We start from the raw sequence: 24,262 nt of genomic DNA on the forward strand, positions 1-24,262 counted from the left end.
CGCTAAGGCGGTAGACAACGAACAAGCTCGTTTAGACAAATTGATGGAGTCCAACGGTATCGATGAAGTACCTGACTACACCGACCCGATTACCTTCAACGCCAAAATAAGCTCGCCTCAGGTTGGCCAGTTTGTCGGCTTAGTGCGCAAACTCGATGCGTTAATGATCTCAATGGACACTCTCTGGTTGTCTAGCGTGCTTAGCAACAAGCAACGCGTTGATGGCAACTACGCATGGCAACAGCGCATTATCAAACTTGCACGACGCATTATTGATATCGAAATTCGAGCACGAAAATCAGCCCAAGCTAAGGGTAAAGAAGCAGAAGTTGAGCAAGCGGTGCCTTCAACCGATGACGATATCACTGAAGAGGAAACAGATAACCCCGCCAACTAGCCAACTAGGCTCCCATCAACCAGCCCCTCTCGAAGGGGCTCTTCAAAATTTAGTGTTATGGATTTTGTAACACAGTTTTGGACAAAACCGAGTTACAAACTAAAACACAATCTGACTGTTCGGTTCACCTCTGATATTGCAAACCATGCGCTAAACAGACATGAATGTGGACCAATTCACTTATACACTGATTGACAAACAAAGCGGCAAGTGCGAAACTATACTTATGAATATTACGCCTAACTTCCAACGAATTATCATCATCATTTCTTAAGAAATGGTGGGATAGTTAGTGCAACTAAATTTTAAAACCCGCCTAAGAGGCGGGTTTTTTGTACTTACCTCTTAGGATCTTAAGTTAAGAGGTAAATATGAGTTCTAAACAAAAACAGGCATCTCCATCAACAAGTTTTTCTTTTGTGGATGCTGAACATGACATGTTGCAATTCTGGGAAACGCACAGCGTATTCCAGGCATCTCTAGAGCAGTCAAAAGATAAACCTAAGTTCGTATTTTACGATGGTCCTCCCTTTGCCACAGGGTTACCCCATCACGGTCATTTAGTTGCATCCACTATCAAAGACATCATCCCTCGTTATCAAACGATGCTCGGACATTACGTCGAAAGGCGATTTGGATGGGATTGTCATGGTCTTCCTATCGAACATGAGATAGACAAATCATTGGGGATGTCTGCTAAGGAAGCGGTAGAGAAGTTTGGTATCGCTAAATATAACGACGAATGCCGTGGTATCGTTCAGCGGTATACACAGGAGTGGGAGAAAACAATAACCCGCCTTGGCCGTTGGGTAGATTTCGATAATGATTATCGAACTCTGGAACCCTGGTATATGGAATCCGTATGGTGGGTGTTCAAACAGTTGTGGGATAAAGGCCTGGTTTATCAGGGGGAAAAGGTTGTTGCTTATTCAACTGAACTCGAAACCGTGTTATCGAATTTTGAGGCTACATCGAACTACAAAGATGTTCAAGACCCCGCTATCTCAGTATTGTTTAAACTAGAAGACGAAGATTGCTATTTGGCAGCTTGGACAACGACACCTTGGACTCTACCTTCTAATCTTGCGCTCTGCGTAAATCCTGACTTTGATTACGTTAAGGTGCTTGACCAGTCTGTGGGTAAAAAGTTCTGGATTGCTAAAGAGTTATTAGAGAGTTTTTCTAAGGGACGTTCGGTCGAAGTGCTCGCTACCACTAAGGGTTCAGATCTAGCAAGTAAATCCTATACGCCTATCTTTCCTTACTTTGTACAGCACAAAGCTAAAGGTGCGTTTAAAGTCCTCGCGGATACTTTTGTATCGCAGGAAAGTGGCACCGGCATTGTCCATATGGCCCCCGCTTTTGGTGAGGAAGATCAACGAGTCTGCCGTGAAAACGGTATCGAGGTGAGTGTGTGTCCACTGGATAGCCGAGGCCGCTTTACTAGTGAAGTGAGTGATTTTGCCCGCGTTTATGTGAAAGATGCTGATAAATCGATAATTCAGACCATTAAGGAACGAGGGCTGTTGTATCGGCATGACACGTTAATGCACAGTTATCCCTTTTGCCCTCGCTCTGATACGCCAATCATCTATCGAACGGTACCTTCATGGTATATCGGTGTAACTCAACTGAGAGACAAACTTGTTGAAAACAACAACAAGATCAAATGGGTGCCAGAACATATTCAGCAGGGTCGAATGGGCAAATGGCTGGAAAATGCGATTGATTGGGCGGTTTCAAGAAATCGATATTGGGGGACGCCACTGCCTATCTGGATAAACGATGTGACAGATAAACCATACTGTGTCGGGTCTATCGAAGAGCTGACGTCTTTAACCGGGGCTCAAATTGAAGACTTGCATAGGGATCATATCGACCATTTGACTTTTACTTTAGCCGGAGAGGATGGTGTGTATCGAAGGATACCGGAAGTCTTTGATTGTTGGTTTGAGTCAGGCTCAATGCCTTATGCGCAGGTTCATTATCCATTCGAGAACAAGCAAGAGTTTGAAGCAAGTTTTCCTGCATCATTTATCGCCGAAGGGGTAGATCAGACTCGAGGGTGGTTCTATACCTTACAGGTTTTGAGCGAGTGTCTGTTCGGCAAACCCGCTTTCACTAATGTCATTGTTAATGGCATTGTGATGGCGGAAGACGGTAAGAAAATGTCTAAGCGGCTAAAAAACTACACGGCTCCCGATATCCTAATGGAACAGTATGGTGCCGATGCGTTGCGATTGTATCTGATCAATTCTGGTCTGGTTAAAGCCGAAGAACAGAAATTTTCTGACAAAGGCGTTCAAGAAATGGTCAGACAGGTGCTGCTGCCTTGGTATAACGGATTTAAGTTCTTTAAAACCTATGCTGATATCGACGGGTGGAAAGTTGATGACTCAGCGCCGACAAGGAACGTACTTGATCGGTGGATTGTTTCTCGTTTGGAAAGTCTGAAAGAGAAAGTGAACGCTGAAATGCAGGCGTACCATTTGTATGAAGTGGTACCAGCTCTGTTTGAGTTCATGGAAGACTTAACCAATTGGTATATTCGCCTGAACCGTGCTCGCTATTGGCAACCTGATATGAATAAGGATAAAGAGAGTGCTTACGCCACCTTATATTATTGTCTAGACACGTTTACGACGTTAATGGCACCGTTTACCCCTTTCTTGTCGGAATTCATCTATCAACAGCTCAAAGAGTATGACGAGAATGCAGAAAGACCATTATCGGTGCATTTGCGTCGTTATCCTCAAACAGTCAGGGAGCTCAAGTTGCCCGAGCTCGAGACAAGTGTCCGGAGTTTTCAACATCTGATCATCATGGGCCGACAAATGAGAAATGATATTAAAGTAAAGCTCAAAACACCTTTGAGCCAGGCAACGGTATTGCACCGAGATAAGACAGTGTTGGATGACATTCGACGTTTGTCTGATTACATAAAAGCGGAGCTTAACTTTAAGTCCTTAAGTTTTAGTACAGAGGAAGGAAAATTTATCGACCTTTACGCGAAGGCAAACTATCCAGCACTGGGAAAACGTCTGGGTAAGCAAATGAAACACTATGCCAATCTGATTGCTAACCTTGTACCGACTGATATTGATCAACTTCAGCAAGTTGGGTTTCTGGACATTGATGGACAACGTTTTTCAGAAGAAGACATTGTCATCTACAGAAAGGCGAAGGAGGGGGTAAACGCGGTTTCTAACCGTTATATCTCTATGGAGTTTGAACCTAAACTCACAGAAGAGTTGGTTGCAGAAGGGATGATTCGAGAAGTTGTGAGCCGTATTCAGAAACTGAGAAAGTCCTCCGGTTTTGGTGTGACGGATAAGATTTCGGTGTCTATGAACACATCAGATCACGTAAGAAATTGGATAGAAAAGTACTTAAGATATTTGCAGGCAGAGACTTTAGCTACACGTGTGGATTTTCAGTTACCTGCAAATACAGGTGAACAGTACATTTTAGAGATGGGAGCAGTCAGTATTTCAGTCGCAAAAATCAAAGTTGACTAGCGTCTACAACCGAAAAAGTGCGGCGTTTGCAATAACGCCGCCTTTCAATGAATCGATAGAGAATTTCGGGGTAGAACTACGGAAAGGTTCTGTATAAGTTCCCAAAGTACAGATTAGATTAATTTGGTCTACTGCTGTACTGGTCAGGTAGTCAGTTCGTTGGGGCTAAGAAGGTTTGGGGCAAAACCGAGTTAGCTGAAGCATGTTCAAGCCGCAATTACAAAGTGCAGATATGGTTACTTTATAGTGGAAAAAATGCTTTAAAGTAACCAACATGGAACATTATTGATGCAGATATTTTAGAAGGACGTGCTTACACTTAATTATTCCCCGAAATTTCTTCTGTCGCCTCCTGACGTAATTTCTGGGCATCCATTCCGTTTAGCCGTTCAATGGCTCTGTCTGCGGCACTTTGACGGTTTCCATCAACGCTTAGCGTACTTCCTGAGCCGGTGAGTCTTTCCAGATCCAGTGACGGTACTTCGGGTAAGTTGCCTGTTATCGATAAGATACCTATCCATTCATCCAGATTGACTTGGCTCCAATCTACCCGGTTTAACTGACTCGCGGTCAAACCTTCACAGTTTGGTGACTTGGCACTGCCCCAGCCAAGTCCCAATTGCGGACGAACTTGTTCTTGAATGATCCGTGAAAGCGGCGAAGTAAAGCAACAATATGATTGTCGTTTCTCAACACAGGCACCTAAGAACTTAGACTTGCAGTAAGAACCTACATAGTGGCAACTCTTCAATACCCGCTTGGCATTCATTTCAAACTCACTCTGCTCACATTTCCAGATAAGCTGAATGAGGATCATGGTGACTGAATAAATCATGTAGGCCGTCATAACCGTACTCAGAACCGCGCCCGCAGCGCCCCCTAGGGCAAAGTTACCACCCGAAACAACACCATCGGCTCCAACCGCGCCACCAACGTTGCTAAACAGTGCCGATTGCGCCCCCGAACCAAAGGTCGTACCTACCCATTCAGCCGTTTTGTTGGTCAACACCTGCATGAAGCCAGTCGCAGCTTGCTCCGCTCCCGCGCCAGCAGCCGTTGATGGCCCAGCTCCCATGAGAGAGTCCCATGCTGACACAAAAGGCTCTTTGACCGCACTCCAGGTACTGGTGATTGGTTCCCTGAGCGTATTCCACGAACCATAGATTGCCGAAGACGGATTCATGGCCATGACTGCCGTATCAAGCTTGTTAACCGCCACTATCATCGTGATGTAATCCGATAACGACACGCCACTTGGCTTTTCACAGCAATCCACTATGCCACCAACGGCTTTTTTGCACTGGCCAGCATTACCTTTAAAGACCGTACACTCGACGTTATCTTGGCCATCAGCGCCCGTACATGACATATCATTGGTCATAAACTGCGCCGCATTAAGCATCGCAGCTGCTTCTGCAAAGTTAGCCTGCTTGATTGACTCTGGCACTAAACAATCTGTGCCCATACAGCGAACTGGCCCCTCACAGTTGTATTGAGTTTCCATTCGAGCATTTTGCACTTCAACGCTTTGTCCGCAGTCATACACCAAACTTTGGATATAACAGAAGCCTTCATGACCAGCCCCGCCTTCAGTGCATTCGGTTCTGACATACTGGCAGGCAGGGTTTTGCTCTAGCGCGGCACACGTATTGGTGGTCGTGTTTTGTCCGTTATTGACGATGGTTTGTGTATTACCATTGGCATCTACCCAGCTATCTGAGCTGCCCATGTTGAACTCTGGATGAGCAGTCGAAGCATTGTAGGTTGCTCTTGCCCTCCAGCATGAGAGCCCTAATCCATCAGAGCTGCCGCGACTGGTTAAATGAGCAGGAGACGAAACAACCGCTGGATAAAGGCTCCCAAGATTGGCCAACTCGCCACTACCAACCGTTAACCCGTCGATTCGTTTTGTGCCCGTATCCAAACACTGCCACTGCACGGCTGTAAACTGATCCGTTTGCATCAAGCATTGGTCTATGCCCGGATCACTTGATTGATGAACAACGTCTTGCTCTAAGTACTTGCCGGAGAAGGTCAAGGAAGCTCTCAGTTTCGCAGGAGCCGAACACTTCTGAACTTCTCGGCTGCAAGTATCGAAATCGACTTTGTTCCAGCCGGACTCGCATCTGGAACGCGTGACTTCCTGCGGTTCATGCCACGAAATAATTGACCCATTAACGACCTTGCACAATGAGCCAACCAAGGTTCCTTTTGGACACGTCATTTCAGGGTACTTAATGGACGGTTTCGTCTCAGTCACCGTCTCCTTATTGCCCGTCAATGAGAGTGTCGTTTTCCAACCATTTGCCTTGGATGGCGACTCGGTGATTTTTATCTCAGTATTTTGATTATCAAAAATACTCAGCGTCGCGTTTCCAGTTTGCATGGTGTTACTGTGCTGAGGAACAAAACTGAGCGTTTCGGAGCTAAAGCAACCGCGCTCAATGGACCAGCTTTGTTGATGGGTTTCAGCGGATACACGTCGCTCTAACTGACACTGAGTTAGCGTGCTGATCTTCTCGCACACCTGGTAATCCGGTACATGCTTGGTTTCAGTAAATGGCGTAATCGTCTGAGTAGGCTCACAGGCTTCAAAACTACTTGGCATAAGGTTGGATACCACACACTTTGGATCGCTGGTTTGCAATCCACAGTCATAGGTATCGGTAAAACGAATGCATTCACCTTTATCATTGGTCTCGGCACATTCTGACGACATGAATCCACAGGAAGGATTCGCTTCAAGCACTTGGCAGGCCTGATTTTCAATCCCCTTATAGCTTTCATCATCCACACTCACTTGAACACGCCGACACAAAGGCGATATGCCAGCCACTGGGCTTGGGGCAAAGTAGGATTCACAAACTGAAACACCATTGACCACCGTACATCCGTTGGTTGAAGACGGCTGATCCGTGCATTGAATACTGTAGTCTGAAAACTTCGTCGGGATATCCGCTGCTTGTTCGATACAGGATTGTGGCGACCAACTATCATTCATCACCACCTTGGTTGGATCAAAGCGCACCTTAATGCGTGCATACCCCTCACCACTACCCGTTACCGATACGCGAATTTTGACTGGCACTTCTAAACCGGGCTCTACCGCTTTTAGCTTGGCGGTGAGGTCAGTATTAGGATTGCGTTCCCAACTGGTACTGAGCTCGCAGCGACCTACCGTTTCTGGTGGAAAGTTATTGTTCGGCCCAGACCAGACTTTCTGATCGCCAAGCCAAACTTGCATGTAGTCATCCCATTTGGCGTACTCAAGAACGGCTGAGGTAATCGCATCGGGGTTCACGACTTTGAGTGTGATGGCCTGTTCAAACACTTTACAACTACCACTCCAGTAGTTGTCGCCAATACGTCCTATCCAAACTTCAAGACACCCCTCACCACAAGAGCGAAGGTTCATCGGTCCAGAAACATGCTCAATAATGCCTGCCGTGTAATCGTGAGTAATAGTGCAGCTGTTAACCGCTGTATTGAGCCTGTCACATTGCTGGTAGTTTGGGCTTCCTTCACCTTGAGACTCACAGCCTGGGAAGCTTTGCGTTAATAGATTTGGGTCAGTTTGAACCGCATCAGTTAATGCCCAAAGCGGATCATTGACCATATCTGGCCGAGACCGGTCTTGGATTTGCTGTAGCGAGCGAAACGCCTCACCCGTAGCGCCACTTTCGGATGCCATGCTCTCTTGGCGCTGTGTCCCCAATTGATTCATATTGGCATCAGAGCCATAAACGCCCGTTAAGACATCCAATGAGCCCTGATCCATACCAGGGAAAAGCTCTTGCAAGTTAATCGTCTCATTACCACTGCCATTCGGCACCGACAATGTATTGCCATTGAGTGCGGGCATCGTCCAGTTTTGCAGCAATTGCTTACCTTCCTGTTGTCCGCTTAGGCCGGATTGGCGCTGCATATCAGCGGCCACACCATGTAAGGGCAAGCACGCCATAGTGATAGATAAAATACCCGCTAACACTCGGGTAAAAAATGTTGGTTTCATAGTTAACCTCCCGAGTTACAGCAGTCTTGCCAGCGCCACAAAATGTAGAGCGCATCTTCACCGGCACCGGGGATCGTTCGCCACTCTCCCCATTTCATGGTGCTTTCACCGATGACATGCGCACTTTCAGTTTCCGGTACAGGGAAGAACATACTCATCTTGTATTGGGATTTCGGCAGCATGGGTTCGATAACAGGTCGGCATAGCGCACTGTTCCCCATTGTTCGCCTTGCAAGACCACGCCTGTGTTGCGCCGCGATTGCTCGCGCTGCTAAATGGCTGGTGTTTTCTGCTAATGAGCCAAAGGCTAAGGTGTGGCCAGATAAGGGATAGAGATGGCCCCAACTGCCAGCACACCAAAACAACTGGTCGATGGGTTTACCAAGCGTTGATGAAGCAGCGTCAGCGGTACAAGCAGATATAGCCAATGGATTGGCAACGGCAGCCGCTTCAGGCTGAGTAAAAAAGGCCAGTTCATCGTTCAGCCATGTTGGGTCCAATTCCGACAAATACATCAAGTCAAAGTCCATGTAACCATCGGCATTGCAATTGCCATCCATGAACAAATCGAGCATGACCAAAAGCGGAAAGGCGTAATAATGGTAATGGTAGAAAGCGAGATCACCGGTGTCGTATTCACCCTCGCCATGACCACCTTGCAGTCGTCTATCACCTAACGGTAAACGAACCCCTCCCAGGGAAGGCGAACAACCCGGCGTTCTGACCAGTTCAATCAGACGCGCTGGCTCCCACATGCTGGTAACAATACCTGGCCTTGGCACACCTAAGTTGTCTTCACATAAGCAAAACGACTTGTTTGATGCGCCGCTTGGGACATTGCCAGAGCCAAGAGGAAGACCGGCAACCCGGATAGGAAAAATGCATGACCAGCAAACATCCGTCAGCAACTTGCCGGACAATAACCCAGCGTCTGGGCAGGTCAATTCGGCTTTTGCAGGAATAGATGCGCTTAGGACAAACATGACAACGAGAGTCCGCAACAGACGATTCGTATTATTGAGCTTTTGCATGAACAAGCTCCTTTGCTGGAATTTCTTCTATTTCAAACGCGAGTCCCTTTGCTTGAACAAACGAAGGGGTGACTTGCAGATCAAAGCGCTGCTTTAGCGAGGCATTGAGAAGGTAAACCGGACTGTTCAATGTCTTTTCGAGCGCATTGAGGCGATTCCAGCCTTGGGCACGGTCGAGCTGCGAAGTGATAAGCGTAATGCGGCGCAGTGTCCTATCTTGCGTCTCAAGCCAATGCGCTACTGCGTCCACTTCTTCAGCGTTCGACGCATTAAACACCACGAGCTGCTGAGTAAATGGCAAGGCTTTGAGCGGGTTAATACGCGTTCCTGCTGGGATCAATGTTCGGCCATTGGCATCCAATAGTGGCCGCTGCATGACGATGGTTGGATCAACCGTTCTTATCCGATACTGCGTGGCTTTGGCTAAGTCAGTAAATGTTTGGCGAGACCAGAAGCGCTCAATGGCTTTTTTCTTTAACGCGCCCAGGTCAAGCGACTGTAAACGCTGCATCGCCACTTGCATCAAATCCGGTTCTAAAATCGAATGAATTGGACCGCGTTGACCCAATGAACCGGTATTGCCTGTTTCAATTTGACGCTGCAACCAGTCCTTGCTGTAAACCCCTAGTGCACTTGCAATCACCTTGTCATCTTCTATACGGAAAATGGCAGGCACGCTAGTCACCCGCCAGTGCACAAAGGCTTTCGGATCAATTCGAACCTGAGGAACAGGATCAAGCCCCGTCATCAGCATATGCCAATCACGGATAGCCGCCCCCAAGGTCTTTCCTTCAGGAATTCCCCGAAACAACACAATAGCGCCGGTAGCACTGGCCTCTTTAAATAGCTGCTTCAGTGAGGAATCCCCCAGTGAGGACGACGCAAATATCAACCATTCATCGCTGTGTTTGAGCGACACAGGTTGTTCAACCGGTGCAAAAGGCTCAATAAATTCAGATGAACCATCCACAGCACTTTGTAAAATGCTGCGGCTCATTTCGACGATCTTTTTGTCCTCGTCAGACAACGGATAAGGCTCTTGTGCCCAGGACACTTGACTAAAAGCCAATGGCGCAACCAACAAAAATAAGAGGCATAGTCTTCTCATCTTCCACCTCCTACCAAAGCGGCCAAGCGCGACCAACAATCTGCTCGCGCTTAACGGCATTCCAATAGCGGGAGTCGAAACTCGTTGCAGCCTCGCCGGAAAACCAATATTCGTTTTCTTGCAGCGTCAATGAGCGGCTAAATTCTGCTTCAGCTACACCAAGACGCTGGGCTAATGCCATGCCGATTGAGACTTCAGTACCATTCACCAGAACATGCTCTGGAGTCACCTTGACTTCATCCCCAGGCATCCCTGTTAGGCGTTTCAGCATCCGAGTACCGTCGTTATATAACGGAGCGAGTCCTTTTGAGTGGAAGGCATACAAACCATCCTTAACGGGCTCTTTATTCCATAGGTCAATCAGATACAACGTGGTATCAGGCAGGCAGCGCTCTTGCTGGGTATCAATACCTATTCGGTAGCGCATCATGGCGTAGGTGCCTACCAAAGCCATGATTAACGCGAGAATGGTCAAACGGATGAGATATGGCCGCCAAGGCATTCTTTTACGGAGTATCTGCATGAGACACCTCCTTTGATCCTACTGGCACGAATACAGAATCATCTGCACCCACCACCGCTTGGGCATCCAGCACGATAAAACCGGCTGCTTTTAACTTTTCAATTTGCTGATTGGTCTGAAGCAACCTGGATTCGATGTCTTGTTCGCTGGCATTGGGGCCCAGTGACAACACCGTCTCCCCAAAATCGACGACTGCAATGGGCGTACTTAACGCCAACTGGCTGTGGATGGGTTCGAGTGTTTTCATTAAGAGCCAGCTGGTCATTAAACCGCTACCAGCAATAGACAAAGTAATAGAGGCCATAAATGGCCAAAGCGTGGTCTTATTCATAGCCTCGCTCCTTCAACAACTGAGAGATGGCATCAGCAACAGAAAGGCCTTTGCGCGTTAACTGTTTAATCGCGTTTACATCTTCTGCACGGGACGAGTACAACAGCTTGTGAAACGGATCGACAATGAGGCGGCCAATCCCGGTGCCCATTTCGGTAATAAAGAAAATTTCGGAATAGACACCAGTGACGGTATGAACCGTTTTCAGGTATTCATAGCCGCCTTCACCTAGTGGCAAGCGGCCTTCTTTTTTGAGCGCGTTGATGGTTTCAGCTTTTTGGCCAAGCAGGTACATATTGGCCGAGTTTTCAGCGATGGCTTTACCTGTTGGGCTGTCATACAAATCGTTGACCGACTGCGTTACCGTTACAGCACTGCCGCCATATTTTCGAAATCGACGGTAACCCGTCTCAATGAACTTACCGACATCACCTTGAGTCAGCAGATCCCAAGCTTCGTCAATGAACACAATCTTGCGACGATCCCGCTCACCTAAGTACATCTCTTGTTGGATTTGGTAGATAAGCTGAAGCAACACTACTTGTTGTAGATGCTTACGCCCCTTAAGCTCTTCTAACTCCAGAACGGTGAAACGGTTTTTGAAGCGAATATTGTTGTGGCCATTAAAGAAGCGGCCATATTCGCCCTGTGTCGTAAACGGATAGAGCTGCTCACCCACGTCCTGCACACGTCGGTCTTCATGATTTTTTAAAGCCGCTGCCACATCATCAACCAACATGGCACGACCTTTTTTCTCCCACAGTTCACGGGTCTGACGCTTTAGGTTGGCCATCTGAAAATCGGTTAATGACTGCGTAGGTGCGGCCATTGCGGCCAATAATCCAACCAGTACATCCGCTTCTTCGTCATAGTCCTCAACGATTTCAAACGGGTTTAAGCAAATGCCACTATCCCGCCCGAACTGTAAGAACTCTCCGTCATAAACTTCACACAGCTTTTCATAAGAGCGGCCAACATCAATCACCCAGCATTGCCCGCCTTCAGATAAGTAGGAGGAGATGATTTCGTTCACCAGGAAAGACTTGCCCGACCCCGATTGCGCCGCGATGCAACAGTTGTAATTACTGCCCGAGTCATAAAGGGACACACTCATGATCTGACCATTACGGGAAACAAAGTTAATCACCGGCGTGCCAGTGCCTTTCCAATCCGCAAACAAAGGCAACAGAGGGATCACATGCCGTGTCGCCATAGTCTTGAATCGAAACAAGTCGTTCATCGCCTGGCGGTCGGCACCAAATGGCAGGGCATTCAGAAAAATGGGCAAACAGAAGTACTTGTCTTCCATCAGCTCAAATCCGAGTTCTTTGAAATAGGTTCGAGCATTTGAAACAGAGCTGATGGACGCTTCTTCCGTTGGTGAAAACAGCGTTAAGGTCATATTTGCCCGAATAGGACGATCACCTTCTTGCAAAGCTTCAAAAAGAACATCAAATCCCTTTTTCTTGGCTGCAAGCACCGGCACAAACTTGAGCATCGGGCCATAGGCCTGATTGACCGCCCATTGACGCTTCGTCTCTAGACGAGATCGCATCGCCTCGGCTGAGGGAAAGTGAATGGTGACATTCAGCAAAAAGCTTCCGCGTAAACCGCGACTGCCCGTCATCATATCGCCCGCAAAACTTGCGGCATGACCAAACCAGATCCGCTCAGGCAAGCGCTTAAAAGATAAGGTTTTAACTCGGTAATCACCCAGCATCAGACCTTGGCTTTCCACCTTGATAGCTCGGTCATAATCCAACACTTGCTCCCTAAGTGGTTTATCTGCCTCACTGCGGATTGGTGATGGATTGCGCCAAGAAGCATCTTTTCCCCAGTTAAGCTGCGCACTTAATGCTGCGAGCCAATTTCGGTCAGTCATCTCAGTGACGCGAAAACCAACCGTTGCCAGCGCTTGCGAGAAAGAAGCCCGAAGCGCGGATGCTCGACTCAACTCACGCTCCGTCGGAATAGGCCAATACTGGCAAGAGCTCTGAAGCGCGTTGCCGTGAATACAGAGAGGCTTTCATTAACGCCCCTCCAACCAAGCAGAAAGATCATAAGGACGGCCTCGGCTGATGCGACCATCATTGGCGACGATGAAAGGCACACCTTGAATGCCCAGGATTTGAGCCGTCACCAAGGTACGCTGCATTGGTTCTAAGTTGCAGGCATCATCCTGTTCTAGGTTACCAATCCGGCCATTCAGCAATGCATCGGTGGCCGCTTTTTTGTCACGCGCACAGCCAAGCTGGCGAACCTGACGCTCTGAATCAGGACCAAGCACTGGCACAGGGAGTATTTGGAAGGTGTATTCTTTGGTTAACGGTAGGGCTTGTTTCAAAAGCTCATGGCAGTGCGGGCATCGTGGGTCAACAAAGACCACCACTTTCTTTTTGCCTTCACCCAGCGTCAGTGGATTCAAATCATCCATTTTTAAGCCAAGACGACTTAAGTCCAGCGTGTTCCCCGCTTCACGAATTTCTTCAAGGCTGGTAAGCGGCTTTTTGGACCAGGCATCATAGAGCGTGCCATCAATGACGAACCGGCCACTGTCTGACATGAAAACAATACGGCCATTGCTTTCGACCGCTTTCATACCCGTGACAGGCAAAGAAACCATGCCGTCAATTTTGCCAACGGGCGACACTTCAGACACAGGTTCAGCTTGAACCAAAGGAGACAGCGCAAGCGCCAGAATAATTGGAGATAGTTTTCGCATGAGGAGTCCTCGTTAATGTAAATCGAGGCTCCAGTCTATGCAGTTGTCCTATGTGGACTCGGTTAGATAGATTGAAGAATTGGATGCCTTGCTAGGGTGCTTAACTATTTGGAAATAACTGTTAGAATTAGGAGGAATAAACAGTGTACAGCTTATAACGAGCAGAAATGAAAAAGGCCGCCTTTCAGCAGCCTCTTCAAATTCTTCTAGATTTCGCCAAAAAACCTATGATTTTAAAGCAATTTCTAGTCAGATTCTGCCCTAGAGCCATATCACGAGCCGATGCTCGGAGGGGGTGTATCTAGGACTTACAGACACAGTATAGGATTGGAGATAAAGATTTGCAAGTAGATCAAGCGTTCATCAACGCACTAGAGGTAACGCTTTCGAAGTCCCGATTGGACACCTACCGCACATACTTCAGCTGTCAAAATGATGCTGAAGCTCTTGGAACGTATCTTTGGAATAAGTCCTTATCAACAGCATTTTACCCCCTTCTTCAGGCGACTGAAATTACTTTACGAAATTCAATTCATTCAGCTGCTTCCGGCCATTTCAGTGGTAACAAAGAATGGTTTTTAATGAAGAAACTTCCCTCTGCAAAAAAAGAGGCTGAGAAGCAATACCTGAAAAAAGATCGTAAAACACCAATTACTCCCAGACCATCTTCAGATACCGTTGTAGCATCTTTGAGCTTTGGCTTTTGGGTTAATTTACTTACGCAAAACTACGATGACCCAGTGAAAAATACCAAACTTTGGCCAACGTTGATTCCAAAAGTGTTCCCAAATGCAAAAAGCACGAACGCAACAAGGACCGCATTACATCATCGATTTAAATTTATAAAGGACTTTAGAAACAGGGTTGGCCACTATGAACCCATCTGGAAAATACGTGATACTGTTGACGGTGGTGGAAATATTATTCGCTTAGGTCCTACGACCCCGGAAGAAAGCATCATCCGCTTAAACGAATACGTTGGTCTGATTGCAGAGAGTTTAATGTGGATGAGCTTTGAACGGTATGATTTTATTGTTGGTATGGGCATCATAGATCACATAAGACAACTATGTTCTCTTGAGGCATTGAGCCATTTTCAGGGAACAAATCCAACCAAACTAAAAGTCAACAAGTTGAAACATGAACTTTCAAAACGTCATAAAGAAAATGGTTCCGTCTCTGGGCTTTATGAACTAACAACATCACCTAAAGGCGTACATAAAGGGAGGAGCATTGTGCTTGAAGTTAAACAGATTTACCCACCAAGACTGATCAAAAAAGCCAATCCTGATAAAAAATAAGGTCCACAAAGCAGTGACTTTGTAGACCCAAACCTTTTAAAGGCCTCTTTTGAGTTTATCAGGTGCCCAGTAAAACGGCGCTGATTGCTGGAACAGTTGTGCCAATAACTTCTTGAGTGCTGGCAACAACAGGTAAAGTTGCAGACATAACACTTTTATCGCCTACAAGCGATGGCAGAAGCGCCGTTGCTAGCCAACCGGTTTATCTGAGCCCGTTTTTTCACACCCTGGGTGTTAAAATTTATCACACTTTAAACTAACCAAGTCCTTTTAATCCCCCCCTAGAAACCAAGTCAACATATTTGACATTTTTTGATGTCATTCTTGTAAACTTGTATCCTACTAAAGCTAAGTCTACACTCATGACATGTTTAAGTGTCATCCTTGACAACTAGAGGCGTATTGTGAGAAAGGCTGAGGCAATTAAAAAGCTCTTAGAATATGACAAGCGTGGTCGCTGTGTTTTTACTAATTCAGATCTGGCCAAAATCTTTCATCAAGATAATGAACGAGCATTGCGTGCAGGAGTTAAACGTTTGCAAGACGATGGCTTGCTAACTCGAATGATTAATGGTGTGTACTTATTAAATTTTGCGCAGTCGAAAGGCAGCGATACGTTGGAGCAAATTGCTAAAACTATTCGACGTGGGGAATATAACTACATTAGCTTGGAGTCTGCACTTTCTGATTATGGTGTTATTTCGCAAATTCCAGTAGACAGGTTAACTGTTATGACAACGGGACGTTCCGGTGAATTCAAAACACCTTTGGGTACAATTGAATTTACGCATACAAAGCGAAATCCGATAAACATTTTAGAAAATACCAGTTTAGTTGGCAGACCACTTAGGTTAGCAACGAAACAAACTGCATACAGAGACCTAAAACGAGTTGGCAGAAATACCCATCTAGTTAACGACGATGCTTTGCATAATAGTTGAACAACTGCTCTTGGGGCGCTCTGCCAAGCAAATTTCATCCAGCCAACTACAACCGCTTTTCCCTATCACAGACCCCAAAAGATAACGTATATCTGTTGACTACACGCGAAAACCGTTTAAACTGTGTATTAATTAGATATACAGAGGATGATATCATGGCTACAAAAACAGCGCCTATCAACATGCGAGTATTGCCATCGGTAAGAGACATTATCGATGCCGCAGCAAGTTTAAAAAAAGTCGATAGAACTGTATTCATTCAGCAGGCAGCGCTCAATGAAGCGCATAGTATACTGGCAGAACAGCGGGATTTTGTTCTTGAAGCAAAGGCTTTTGAAGCGTTTGATAACGAACTTCGTGCAAATCCACAGACTCTTGAAGGCATGAAAGATCTGTTTAAAAGGAAAGCGCCTTGGGAATAAGCGCACCAACACTACTCGCTGATGAGCACCAGGTTAGCGCCTTTCAATGTGGCATCGAAGAACTCGATACCTGGTTAAGAAAACAGGCGTTAAAAAGTCAAAAGCGGGGAACCGCGAGAGTGTATGTGGTCAATGACACTGATACTCATCAAGTGGTTGGTTACTATGCCATTGCCATGGGATCAGTTTCCAGAGAGCAAGCTTTCAGTTCATTAAGAAGAAATAGTCCTGATCCCATTCCCATGGTGATTCTAGCCAGGCTTGGTGTAGATAACGCCTATCAAGGTCAAGGCATTGCGGCAGGTCTTTTAAAAGATTGTATCATTCGCTCAGTACAAGCAATGAACGCTGTCGGTGGAGCAGGAATCTTAGTCCATGCTATTGATGGTAGTGCGCAAACGTTCTACAAGAAATTTGGCTTCAAAGAATCGACGTTTGATCCTTTAGTACTCATGGCAAGGATCTGCGATATCGAAAAATCATTGTAGTTAGACTGAGATGACGGCTCCCCTTTCACAAGAGAAGCCGTCAATATTATCAGGTGCCCAGTAAGACGGCGCTGATTGCTGGAACTGTTGTGCCAATGACTTCTTGAGTGCTGGCAACGACAGGTAAAGTTGCAGACATAACACTTTCAACGACTGTTGGTGTATTGTAGAGACCCATACCGCCACCAATGCCCAAGGCAAAAGCCATCAAGCTTTGGCGAGCGATACCGCCCACAATACCCACCAGAACCATGGCTCCCGCTACGATCCGTCCCAAAGTACCTTGGGTCCAATCTTTTAGGGTATCCCACACATCAGTGAAAGCATCACCACCGGTGCCCGCAAATGAGGGCTCCGAAATCATTAACGCCATTAAACCAAGCGCACCAATAGTCATTAGGCGCTGAGTTTGAATGGTGCGAACTGCATTTGTCATTCGTTAGTTTCTCCGTAGATACTCAAGTTATCGCGCTTACCATCAGCTCCCGCTGAGGCTGAATCGCTTTGAGTCTGAAGTGGACGTAGCACTGGCGAAACCGTTCGAGGTGCTGACACCCCAATATCCCACCGGCGCGGTTCAATTTCGGTAAACACGTAGCTGGATAAATTCAGATCTCCACGGTCATCCTCCCAAGGCGCAATCCAAATTCGCATCACCCTTGAAGGAATGCGAATAGGTGCAGACTGCTGCGTCTCAGGTAATGCTGGATGGCTCAGCAGTCCTGTCTCTAAATCAGATTGTGAATACCCAGAGGGAGAACCAATTCGAGTCGCCACAGCATCAATCGTCTTGGGTGCAGCGCCATTACTGGTAAGCTCATAGACTTCACGAGCGGATAAACAGCGCACACCGTCAGGCATACCTGGGCATCCATATTCACTACTCCCAAGACCCAATGAACTACAGCCAGACAATAAGGTTGAGCCGACTGCCAATAAAAGTAATCCAGCTTTAGACCACTGTTTTGACTGGTGCTTTGGGTTGTTCTGCATTGATGTCGTCATGGTTAACTCTCCTCTGGATACACATCTTATTGTCTGAAACGGACTTCGATCGGTTAGCAACATGCAGGATTTTTTCATCTTCTTGCACCTCCCCCTTGTGAAGTGGCCAATGACAATGAGGCCCCACGAGTGACGATGACTTCAATTTTCCTTGCAGCGTCTACCTCTATGACTGGGAACATATTTTCAGCCATGTCCAAATAGAACTTGGCCACTCGATCCAATGCTTTACCTGTGCCTTTAATCGCAGCGCCTTGTAATGCTTCTTGGCTCATGACTTGCTGGTACAGCTGAGTATCACCGGCATTACCCGTCTGAATCGTTGGTACAGGATTCACATCAAATGCGCCAGCCAAGCCCTGAAGGAATCCGGCCATCATCGATTTGGCCACCAGCTGGCCTTGTTTCGACACTAATCGGCCACGAATACCGGCTTTGCCGTCTTCACCCACGGCATAAGAATCCAGTCGCGTTTCAATGACGCCACCATCTTCTCTCACACATGAAATGGTCTCGCCTCGCAAATAGGCACGCTCAGAGCTCAAATCACCGTAACCTGCGGCGATCAAGAAACACTCTTTGATATCCGCTCTAAATCGGTTGGGTAAAATGGCTTCCTTTTGAATCCTCAGCAATGCAGGAAAAGGTTCACGTCTTGCAGACTCGTGAGTAGGTGCGTCCAAACCTGTGATCAAAGTACCTGAGATGATGCTGCCCGCCGGTAAATACAAAGGCGGCGCTTCTTGCACAACAACCTCTGGTTCAGCAACCACTTCAGGCTCAATCATACGAATCGTGATTGGCGGCAATGGAACATCCCGTGCTCGTGAACCTTGGCCACTGGCTGGCTGCTGATAGAGCGGATCTGGCAGCGGCGCATTGGCAAAATAGTCGTCTGGGTTAGACGGCAGTGGCTTTTCGTCCTTAGGTAATTCCATGGCAGATAAAGGCACTTCAAAACGGCTATTTGTGCCTTCAGCTACTGAATCACCTCCAGCGCGAACATCATCAAGCTCCGCTCTAAGGCGGGCCAGCTCCGCATTGATCTCACTTGGTATAGAAGGCGAACCTGGGCTTAGCCGCCCTGAATCAACGTCACGACGCAAGCGCTCAACTTCACGACGTAACTGTTCATTGCGCTCACTGAGTAGTTTTACGTTCGCAGCCAAACTATCGACCCCAACATCACGAGTATTGGTATCCGTAAGAATGTGCCGGATCGTTTCCTGCCTGTTCCGACTGCTTGAGCCATCGTCAGGATTAGGTGAAAACGCCATCACCATCAGGATGAGACCACCAGCAATACCAGCAACCGATAGACCCCGCTTCATGTTCGGGCTCATTTGTTCCCATTGTGCTTTCATCGTTACTTACCTCCCACAAGAAGCGAAGGTCGCTGACTTTCCACCGCTTCTTCACGATGATTGCGAACAACCACATACAACTCAGTCTTTTCACCCGGCAACAAGATATTGCGAGGCCAGTAGGCGCTTGCCACTATATCTGGTGCATGACAGGCTATTTCACTGGCTTCTAGCGGCTCATCGGCAAAGCTTTCAACCAGTCCTACATAGACGGTGAAGTAATGTCCCGTCACAATTTGCCCCTGCTTAAAACCAAACTTTAAGCCAGGCTGAAAACATTTCGGGCTTGTGTCAGTTTGGCCAGCTAAACGGATGTCATAGCCTTGTGGTAACTCATTTAGTGCAAGGCGTTTGAGTAAATCACGTAGGCTATCGACGTATGGCTGAGCCGTTTCCCAAGTGGCGGCTTTTCGGTTCACGACGCCCTTAATAGGCCACTGCTGACCATCAATAGCTAAGGTGATTTCACGCGGTGGAATACGACGAGGCACTAAGGTGACAGATAACGCGGGCGCTTCCTGACCAGGCGGAGTGATGTAAAGTGAAACCGGTGATTCTTTGTCCGTGGCTACATATACAACATTCCCCTTGATTTGCGTCTGAGCATCACTGGTTGTTCTCACCTGAGGCGATTCAAACGGCGTCACAATTCGATTCAGATGACCAAGTGCTACAGGGATCAGTTCATTAACCCCCGGTGTCATCAGTAGCGTTGTTGGCGTATCCGCTGCAACCGAATTGCTTTGAATCGGTGGATTTGCAGTAGCAGACTGCTTCATCACACTGGCTGGCACAATCGGCAATTCCACGTCTGCATACGACGCTTGTGATAACAGAACGCCACTCAGGCTAATTGCGATTAAGCTTGGTGTCATCCATCGACTAATTTTGGTTCGCATCATTCACCCTCCGGTTTTGCTCTTGGGTCAACTTTTCACGAACTCGCTTCGTTCTAGCTTGCCCCTCATACGTATCCATCCAGCTAAGTTTTGGACGGTATTGCTCAATATCGATATCAAACTCATAGGTGCGAGTTTGGCGCTGCTCATCTCCAGATGGTCCAGAGACCAAGGAATAACCGGTCACAAAGACATGGCCGGTTTCATACTCATACTCCACTTGTCTGGGTTGGAATTTGAGCGTGACTCGGTCTTCACGGATCTGTCTTGCCTGAATCTCCAGTGCATCGACCACTTGCTGGTACACCGCAGGTGAAAGTAGCGGCTCGATAGCAACCCGGATAAAAGACACATTGCCCGGCGTCACGTTGCCCATAATCTCAGCTAGGTAGAGCCCCCAGGATTCCAAGTAAGGCTGAGTAGCCTGGTTTCGTGACACTTCAGCCGTTTCAGACAAGGTTGGCGGTTGAATGGCTACCACGGTATTGCGAGAAAATGCCGCAACCGCAAGCAGCAAGTTAGATAGCACCAGCACCGCAATCAGGAACCGTTGCCATCGGTTCTCTAATTGCGTGCCTTGCCATGATTTTAAAAACACGTCGAACTTCACGGCAGATAGCTCCTGATAAATGGGTTAGGGATCGTCTTGGCTTTGGTTGGCAACAGTCCGGCCCAGTAGATGGCGTGAAGAATAAAACCATCCGGGCGACCATCACGAAAACGCCGATAGAGCTTGGTTGTCACCAACCCCAACAGGCATAAAACCAAGGCATTACCGGTAAAAATGCCGATCACTAGCCCCAACAGAATGGGAGCCATCTCGTCGGCACTCCAAAGCAGGAAGTGCGGCGGGTCATCGATATAGGACGGAATACTCACAGGTTCCATAGTCACTCCTCGTTGTTTGAATTGAGAAGTGAAGGATGCCTTGGGATTGGCAGGTTCAGTGGTCAGCTAGATGCCGAATTCTTGAAGGTTTTGAGGGTTCTACTCAGACAATACTAACAATTGATCTTTTTGATGCGGTTGATATGATGGGGTTATTGGTCGTGTCGAGACCAGCTGCCCACTTTAGCAAACCCGGACGGGACGACATGCATATCAAATTTATTTTTTGCTTAGGTTTTTTCTGCGACCTCGGCAGTGGGCACCGTATTCGCTAATAGGAGAAACTCAATGCAAATTACTAAAATCATTTCCTCTGCCTCGGTTGAACGTTTAAAGCAAAAAGCACGAAAGCTTAAACGTGAAAAATCCATTCCACACACTCAAGCACTCGATGAAGTTGCAGTATCTGCTGGTTTTAATCATTGGCATCAAGTTGTGCTAGCTAATGACTTACTGAAACCATCAGAAGTGGCGTTATCTTCTGGATGTGTCATGGCTTTTGATGTCAAAGATGGTATGGACGTCGATACCAGTGATGGGGTTTTAATTGAAGACCACTTCTTGGAGATGCTCACTGAAAAGCAGCTATTTGAAATTTATGCCAATTCCCCTGATGAGGACGACGAACAAAACAGGCCGCTAAAAGAAACGCTATCGGATTCAGAGCTTCATGAGTATTTTCGAGATTATTGCTCATTCATGTACTTTCGTATTGCCGAGCCTCATGCAAACAAACCGTTAAAAGAAGTATTGGCTCTTATACGACAGTACTCGTTTTGGATGCCTCAATATATTTGGCTTCAAGGCCACCTTATTGATACTTACCATTTGCCTGCTGAAGACGAGTGCGTATTTTTATAACTATGAACGCTGATTTTTGCTTAGCGTGAACACTTCCACCCCTTATTCTTGCAGATGCGGCACTTTTACCTTAAGTGTTCACAGTTGGTCAAGATTCGCTTGTTTTTTACGCATGGATTCTCCTTTCAAACTAATTTTATAGGCGTTGTGTAAAAGCCTATCTAAGATGGCGTCAGCAAGTGTTGGATCGCCAATAGTTTCATGCCAATGATTGGTTGGAAGTTGGCTAGTAATGATTGTCGATCCGATTCCGTGCCGGTCTTCAATCACTTCCATTAAGTCCATTCTTTGCTGCCGCTTTAGGGCGTCCAATCCCCAGTCATCTATGATCAGGATTTCAGTTTTCCGCAACTGTAAAAGCACTTTACCAAAGCTACCGTCACCGTGTGCGATCGTGAGCATTTCAAGTAGTCTGCTGGCCCGGTAGTAGCGCACGGAGATTCCTTGTTCACAAGCAGTTTGCCCCATGGCGCAGGCCAGGAATGTTTTGCCTGTGCCTGTTGGCCCTTCAATCAGAATATTTCGATGCTGCTTAACCCAGTCAAACTGCAATAGCTGTGCGACGGTGCTTTTGTTTAAACCACGCTTGGTTTGGTAATCAATGTCTGATGGTTGGGCATTGATTCGGAGTTTGGCTTGTTGTAACAGGCGTGCAATTTTACGGTTATCTCGGGTTGTGATTTCATGATTAACCAAGAGTGCGAGTCGTTCGAGAAAGCTCAGCTCCTCATAGGTATTGGGTTGATCACACTGCTGAGACAGAGCCTCAGCCATACCGGTTAATCGCAAACTGTTTAGCTGAGTGCGTGTTTTATTAACTCAAGTTTCGGAGTTCAGTTTAGCCTAAAATCAGCACTCATCACCAATAGATTTGGCTTCTAGCCTCAGCGTGAAGGTATCCATTTGCATGACTTGCATAAAGAACTCCTGAACCGTTTTGTCTATTTGGTTCATGATCTCTTGTGCGGCGCTGACTCCGTATAGCTTGCTGAGCTCATCAAGCGCTCCCGATATCAGTGCTCTAAAGATAACCCAGAGTCGGCTAGCAAAATCTAAGGTGCACAGACTGTTGATCATGTCGTTACGACTATCACTCAGTCTAGCGGCACCTTCCTCGTGTTGAGTCAGTAGCAGCAAGCAGAATCGCAGCGCCGTTAAATGGATGGACGCGATATAAGCACTGTAATGTGTACTTTGCTCTTTGAGGAACCCAAGCTTTTGTTTCGCTTCCTTAAAGTACACTTCGATGCCCCAGCGCAACGCATAGATTTCGAGTATTCTCTCATCACTGAGGTGAGTGTCGGTGGATAAAAACAAGGCCCAATCATGCTTTCCAGCGCGCTGTTTTTCTTCGTTGACACCACGAACAAACAACAGCTTGACCTTGATCCAGTGATCAGGCTCTTTGATGCTTTTTGCTAGATTCAACTCAACGGTGATCGCCTTAGACTGGTATGGTCTACCCTTAATCTTCTGCCATTGGCCTTTGATGTGGTGTTGGTAAAGCTCAGCCGCTGTTGCTAGAGCCGAGGTGTTATCCATAGTGCGATAGCGCGTCTTATTTTTCTTCATGCGGACAATGGAGACTAACGATTGCGCGTCCATAAAGGCCAGTATGGACTTACTGGCAAACCATGAATCAGCTAAAAAATATTGCGCATGAATGTCGGACCGCGCGGCTCGCTTAATCATGCGGTGGATCATCTCCGGCTTACTCATTGACTGCGCATCACGATAGCGTTTTGCTACGATACTACGACCATCCGCAAATGCTTTGGTGAGTGGTTGTGCTTTCACTCGACTGATATAAAGCTCGCTATCTAAAGGGATAAATTGCTTTTCAGTCGCCAGTCCTAGGGTCAGGATTTGCTGCCCCATCACACAACGACCGTTGAGGTGATCAAAGTGGCTGGAGATGCCTGGCATGGTTTTACCGCGCCGTGTTTTAACTGAATCATCAACAACATAGGCGCGTATGGTGCTGTGGTCAGTCATACTGATGACGGTCTTCGCTGTTTGAAGGTGCAACTTGCGCCAATCCAGATCCTCCCGATTAAGAAGATCATAAAGGGCATCCCTCTTAGTGATCGAGAAGCTTTGTAACGACTCCCTTGAAAACATCGCAATTGAGTCTGCTTTGAGCCAGACCCAAAGCAGTAAAAGGTACACTACATCACTGACGGGTGATCCTGAACGCTTTGAAAACCGCGCTTGTTTCAGCAGTCGATTAAAACCGATGCGCTGCCATGCTTTGCTAAACAGATTATCCACTTGAACATCGTGGCGGCTTAAATACTCAGCGGTGAGTGATGGCAAAACAGAAGAGCTTGTGTCAGAATTCATGTGTAGCCTTTGAGTTGTATTTGTTATGTCTAGACAACTAACATTATACCACGAAAAGGCTATTTTTATTTATACTATTCAGTAACTTAAGCTATAATTTCTGCTGTT

At 47.0% G+C, this 24,262-nt stretch carries 20 protein-coding genes and 2 pseudogenes; 7 read left to right on the plus strand and 15 right to left on the minus strand.

The window, feature by feature from the left end; translation table 11 throughout:
• Both ACYVIL_RS16490 and ileS read left to right on the plus strand, forming a co-directional pair.
• On the plus strand, nt 1-397 hold a 397-nt coding region (locus tag ACYVIL_RS16490; protein WP_460313534.1), incomplete at its 5' end, for a hypothetical protein.
• Nucleotides 398-768: 371 nt separating this feature from the next.
• Entirely contained in the window at nt 769-3,915 is a 3,147-nt protein-coding gene (ileS, locus tag ACYVIL_RS16495) for an isoleucine--tRNA ligase (RefSeq protein WP_215941805.1), read from the plus strand.
• A gap of 319 nt (nt 3,916-4,234) precedes the next feature.
• Here the strand turns inward: ileS and traN are convergent, their stop codons facing one another.
• The 7 genes and pseudogenes from traN to ACYVIL_RS16530 form a co-directional block, all read right to left on the minus strand.
• On the minus strand, nt 4,235-7,927 hold the full coding sequence (gene traN / locus ACYVIL_RS16500) for a conjugal transfer protein TraN (protein WP_460313537.1): 3,693 nt from the start codon (nt 7,925-7,927) through the stop codon (nt 4,235-4,237).
• Nucleotides 7,928-7,929: 2 nt separating this feature from the next.
• The gene (locus ACYVIL_RS16505; RefSeq protein WP_460313538.1) at nt 7,930-8,910 is read right to left on the minus strand and encodes a TraU family protein; all 981 of its coding nucleotides are present in this window, start codon (nt 8,908-8,910) and stop codon (nt 7,930-7,932) included.
• A 31-nt stretch (nt 8,911-8,941) separates the two neighbouring features.
• Nucleotides 8,942-10,066 carry a TrbC family F-type conjugative pilus assembly protein gene (locus ACYVIL_RS16510; protein WP_460313540.1) on the minus strand — a complete coding sequence of 375 codons (1,125 nt, stop codon included), beginning with the start codon at nt 10,064-10,066 and terminating at the stop codon, nt 8,942-8,944.
• A gap of 10 nt (nt 10,067-10,076) precedes the next feature.
• A complete protein-coding gene (locus tag ACYVIL_RS16515) occupies nt 10,077-10,589 on the minus strand; it encodes a S26 family signal peptidase (RefSeq protein ID WP_460313542.1) in 513 nt (170 codons plus the stop codon).
• Nucleotides 10,573-10,920, minus strand: coding sequence for a plasmid-related protein (locus ACYVIL_RS16520; RefSeq protein ID WP_419440339.1), 348 nt, complete (start codon nt 10,918-10,920; stop codon nt 10,573-10,575). The genes ACYVIL_RS16515 and ACYVIL_RS16520 overlap by 17 nt, the downstream gene beginning before the upstream one ends.
• Nucleotides 10,913-12,895 (minus strand): annotated as a pseudogene (traC, locus tag ACYVIL_RS16525) (type IV secretion system protein TraC); the annotation flags it as partial. The gene ACYVIL_RS16520 and the pseudogene traC, both read right to left, overlap by 8 nt.
• Before the next feature lie 54 nt (nt 12,896-12,949).
• Entirely contained in the window at nt 12,950-13,642 is a 693-nt protein-coding gene (locus tag ACYVIL_RS16530; RefSeq protein WP_001228924.1) for a DsbC family protein, read from the minus strand.
• A gap of 341 nt (nt 13,643-13,983) precedes the next feature.
• On the opposite strand from ACYVIL_RS16530, the gene ACYVIL_RS16535 reads away from it, so the two are divergent.
• From ACYVIL_RS16535 to ACYVIL_RS16550, 4 genes are all read left to right on the plus strand, one after another.
• A complete protein-coding gene (locus ACYVIL_RS16535) occupies nt 13,984-14,943 on the plus strand; it encodes an Abi family protein (RefSeq protein WP_460313546.1) in 960 nt (319 codons plus the stop codon).
• Nucleotides 14,944-15,347: 404 nt separating this feature from the next.
• Nucleotides 15,348-15,884 (plus strand): type IV toxin-antitoxin system AbiEi family antitoxin, encoded by a 537-nt coding sequence (gene abiEi / locus ACYVIL_RS16540; RefSeq protein WP_460313548.1) that lies wholly within the window; start codon nt 15,348-15,350, stop codon nt 15,882-15,884.
• Between the two features lie 155 nt (nt 15,885-16,039).
• Nucleotides 16,040-16,306, plus strand: coding sequence for a type II toxin-antitoxin system TacA family antitoxin (locus ACYVIL_RS16545; RefSeq protein ID WP_032481064.1), 267 nt, complete (start codon nt 16,040-16,042; stop codon nt 16,304-16,306).
• Complete coding sequence (locus ACYVIL_RS16550) at nt 16,297-16,794, plus strand: GNAT family N-acetyltransferase (protein WP_460313551.1); 498 nt, start codon at nt 16,297-16,299, stop codon at nt 16,792-16,794. Before ACYVIL_RS16545 ends, ACYVIL_RS16550 begins: the two co-directional genes overlap by 10 nt.
• Nucleotides 16,795-16,843: 49 nt before the next feature.
• Here the strand turns inward: ACYVIL_RS16550 and traA are convergent, their stop codons facing one another.
• The 6 genes from traA to traL form a co-directional block, all read right to left on the minus strand.
• The gene (gene traA / locus ACYVIL_RS16555; RefSeq protein ID WP_000180225.1) at nt 16,844-17,230 is read right to left on the minus strand and encodes a TraA family conjugative transfer protein; all 387 of its coding nucleotides are present in this window, start codon (nt 17,228-17,230) and stop codon (nt 16,844-16,846) included.
• Nucleotides 17,227-17,799: a type IV conjugative transfer system lipoprotein TraV gene (gene traV, locus ACYVIL_RS16560; protein WP_001944091.1), complete on the minus strand. Its 573-nt coding sequence runs from the start codon at nt 17,797-17,799 to the stop codon at nt 17,227-17,229. The genes traA and traV overlap by 4 nt, the downstream gene beginning before the upstream one ends.
• A 74-nt stretch (nt 17,800-17,873) precedes the next feature.
• Nucleotides 17,874-19,163: a TraB/VirB10 family protein gene (locus ACYVIL_RS16565; protein ID WP_239361016.1), complete on the minus strand. Its 1,290-nt coding sequence runs from the start codon at nt 19,161-19,163 to the stop codon at nt 17,874-17,876.
• A gap of 2 nt (nt 19,164-19,165) precedes the next feature.
• Complete coding sequence (locus ACYVIL_RS16570; protein ID WP_460313597.1) at nt 19,166-20,062, minus strand: hypothetical protein; 897 nt, start codon at nt 20,060-20,062, stop codon at nt 19,166-19,168.
• The gene (locus ACYVIL_RS16575; RefSeq protein ID WP_460313554.1) at nt 20,046-20,672 is read right to left on the minus strand and encodes a TraE/TraK family type IV conjugative transfer system protein; all 627 of its coding nucleotides are present in this window, start codon (nt 20,670-20,672) and stop codon (nt 20,046-20,048) included. Before ACYVIL_RS16575 ends, ACYVIL_RS16570 begins: the two co-directional genes overlap by 17 nt.
• Entirely contained in the window at nt 20,669-20,950 is a 282-nt protein-coding gene (gene traL / locus ACYVIL_RS16580) for a type IV conjugative transfer system protein TraL (protein ID WP_000433891.1), read from the minus strand. The genes ACYVIL_RS16575 and traL overlap by 4 nt, the downstream gene beginning before the upstream one ends.
• A gap of 288 nt (nt 20,951-21,238) precedes the next feature.
• Between traL and ACYVIL_RS16585 the strand changes: the two genes are divergently transcribed.
• The gene (locus tag ACYVIL_RS16585; protein ID WP_001167481.1) at nt 21,239-21,811 is read left to right on the plus strand and encodes a hypothetical protein; all 573 of its coding nucleotides are present in this window, start codon (nt 21,239-21,241) and stop codon (nt 21,809-21,811) included.
• A gap of 78 nt (nt 21,812-21,889) precedes the next feature.
• Here the strand turns inward: ACYVIL_RS16585 and istB are convergent.
• Nucleotides 21,890-22,621: pseudogene (gene istB, locus ACYVIL_RS16590) on the minus strand (IS21-like element helper ATPase IstB); the annotation flags it as partial.
• A gap of 39 nt (nt 22,622-22,660) precedes the next feature.
• Complete coding sequence (locus ACYVIL_RS16595; protein WP_013785955.1) at nt 22,661-24,154, minus strand: IS4 family transposase; 1,494 nt, start codon at nt 24,152-24,154, stop codon at nt 22,661-22,663.
• Nucleotides 24,155-24,262 lie beyond the last annotated feature (108 nt).

It is taken from the genome of Aliiglaciecola aliphaticivorans (genome assembly GCF_054782055.1).